Genomic DNA, 2,610 nt, shown 5'->3' with positions numbered 1-2,610 from the left:
GGCCGTGCCCATGGCCGCGAGCGCGGCCGCGGACGGGTTCGGCACCTCCACCGCGGCCAGCGCCGCCGCCGGGTATCCGCGCAGGGGCACCCCCAGCCGCTCGGCGGCCGTCAGCAGTCCGGCCTCCCCGGCCTTGGCCTCCACGGTCGCCAACTCGGCGACGCCGCCTGGTGAAAGGCCCGCCTCCGCCAGGACCGTCTCGACCAGCCCGATCACCTCGGCGACGGACACACCCCGGCCGGCCCCGACCCCGACGACAAGCGGGGCCCCGGGCACAGGACACTCCGTGCCCCGGCCGATGACCTCCACGTCAGCCCACCGCCTCGGCTCAACCGGCGGGGGACACACATCTGCCGGCGAACCGGGCCGCCGCCCCTGGGACCGAGGCCCAGTGCACATGCAGATACGAGGCATGCACATTTCCCTGTGCGAACCCTTCGGTGCGACGCTCCGGGTGGACGAGCCCCCAGGCGGGCTCCGCCCCCGCTCCGGGCACGATGGTCGTGCGGTGGAACTCATGGCCGCGCACCCGCGTCCCCGCGGCGGCGAGGGCGGTGTCGGAGATGGCCACGGCCTCACGGTAGCCCAGCGTCAGACGTTCCGACATCTGTGCCTCGGTGGCCAGCACCCCGCACATCGGCTCCCCGTCCAGCGAACGCGCCAGATACAGCAGTCCGGCACATTCGGCGGCGATGGGCGCGCCGGAGGCGGCGAGCCTCGCGACGGCTGCCCGCAGCGGCTCGTTCGCGGACAGCTCGGGGGCGTAGACCTCCGGGAATCCGCCGCCGATGACCAGACCGCCGGTGCCTTCCGGGAGGCGCTCGTCCCGCAGCGGATCGAAGGGCACGACCCGCGCCCCGGCCGCCGTGAGCAACTCGGTGTGCTCCGCGTACGAGAAGGTGAACGCGGCCCCGCCCGCCACGGCGACCACCGGCCGCGCCGCACGCCCTCCCCGGCCCCCGGCACCGGGGGCGGCCGCCACCACCCGGCGCATCTCCTCCTCCGGATCCCAGACCGGCTCGGACAGGGGCGGTGCGCTGCGCGCAAGTGCCAACAGCCCGTCGAGATCGCAGCCCTTCCGCACCCGCGCCGCCAGCGCGGCCGCCGAATCGACCGCCTCCGCCCGGCGCTCGGCCACCGGCACCAGACCCAGATGGCGGCTCGGTGCCCGCACCTCCCGCATCCGGCGCAGCGCGCCGAACACCGGCACTCCGCACCCCTCCAGCGCCTCCCGCAGCATCACCTCGTGACGGTCCGAACCGACCTTGTTGAGAATCACCCCCGCCACCCGCACCTCTGGGTCCCAGGACGCGAAGCCATGCACCAGCGCGGCCACCGAACGCGACTGCGACGACGCGTCCACCACCAGCACCACCGGCGCCCGCAGCAGCTTGGCCACATGCGCCGTCGAGGCCAGCTCGCCCTGCCCGGCCGCCCCGTCGAACAGCCCCATCACCCCTTCGACCAGGGCCAGATCGCAGCCCGCCGCCCCATGCAGGAACAGCGGGGCGATCCGCTGCGGACCGCACAGATAGGCGTCCAGATTCCGGCCCGGGCGCGCGCCCCCGGCCCGGGACCGCCCGGCCGAGGAGGCGGCCGAGGAGATCGCGAGCGCGTGATAGCCAGGGTCGATGTAGTCCGGGCCGACCTTGTGCGGGGACACGTCCAGACCGCGCTCCGCGAAGGCGGCCATGAGCCCCGCGGTGACCGTCGTCTTCCCGCTGCCGGAGGCGGGCGCCGCGATCACCAGACGCGGGACACTCACCACTCGATGCCTCGCTGGCCCTTCTGACCGGTGTCCATCGGATGCTTGACCTTGGACATGTCGGTGACCAGGTCGGCGAAGTCCACCAACTGCGCCGGTGCGTTACGCCCCGTGATGACGACGTGCTGCGTCCCGGGCCGGTCCCGCAGCACCGACACCACCTCGTCGGGGTCCACCCAGCCCCAGTGCATCGGATACGCGAACTCGTCCAGCACATAGAGCCGGTATGTCTCCGCCGCGAGATCGCGCTTGACCTGCTCCCAGCCCTCGCGTGCGGCCTCCTCGCTGGAAGCCATGTCGCGCTGGACCCACGACCAGCCCTCGCCCATCTTGTGCCATGCGACGGTCCCCCCTTCGCCCGAGTCGCCGAGGACGCGCAGCGCACGCTCCTCACCGACCCGCCATTTCGCGGACTTTACAAATTGGAATACACCGACCGGCCAGTTTTGGTTCCATGCCCGCAGCGCCAGCCCGAACGCCGCGGTCGACTTGCCCTTGCCCTGACCTGTGTGAACGAAGACCAGCGGGCGGTTGCGGCGCTGGCGGGTGGTCAGCCCGTCGTCCGGGACGACGGTCGGTTGTCCTTGCGGCATCAGGCGGCCCTCCGAGGGTTCGATACGGTTCGTACATCGCGCACCAGCGCGGTCACGCTGTCCGCGCGCAGCTCATCCAGCGTCACCGGTGTGGCCCGCAGTTCACGGGCGAGCGCGCCCGCAAGCCCCAGCCGCACCGGCCCCGACTCGCAGTCCACCACCACCGAGGCGACCCCGTCGCCCGCGAGCATCCGCGCCGCGCGCCCGGCCCGCTCGACCGGCGTGGGCCCGCCGGACCGCCTCGCCTCCGTG

4 protein-coding genes are annotated in these 2,610 nt (G+C 73.4%); all 4 read right to left on the bottom strand.

What is annotated here, in order from left to right; all coding sequences use genetic code 11:
• Window positions 1-276 (bottom strand): cobalamin biosynthesis protein (locus tag KN815_RS48470; protein ID WP_253209726.1); only part of this gene is annotated, 276 nt, incomplete at its 3' end.
• Window positions 277-328: 52 nt separating this feature from the next.
• Window positions 329-1,768, bottom strand: a complete 1,440-nt coding sequence (locus KN815_RS48465) for a cobyrinic acid a,c-diamide synthase CobB (RefSeq protein WP_216348121.1) — start codon at window positions 1,766-1,768, stop codon at window positions 329-331.
• Window positions 1,762-2,358: a cob(I)yrinic acid a,c-diamide adenosyltransferase gene (gene cobO, locus KN815_RS48460; RefSeq protein ID WP_014059794.1), complete on the bottom strand. Its 597-nt coding sequence runs from the start codon at window positions 2,356-2,358 to the stop codon at window positions 1,762-1,764. Before cobO ends, KN815_RS48465 begins: the two co-directional genes overlap by 7 nt.
• Window positions 2,358-2,610 (bottom strand): vWA domain-containing protein (locus KN815_RS48455; protein ID WP_507229938.1); only part of this gene is annotated, 253 nt, incomplete at its 5' end. The genes cobO and KN815_RS48455, both read right to left, overlap by 1 nt.

The sequence above is a fragment of the Streptomyces niphimycinicus genome (assembly GCF_018883605.1).
GTDB classification, from domain to species: domain Bacteria; phylum Actinomycetota; class Actinomycetes; order Streptomycetales; family Streptomycetaceae; genus Streptomyces; species Streptomyces niphimycinicus.
The sequence above is the reverse complement of the archived record's forward strand: the minus strand, read 5'-3'. Positions and strand labels throughout refer to the sequence as shown.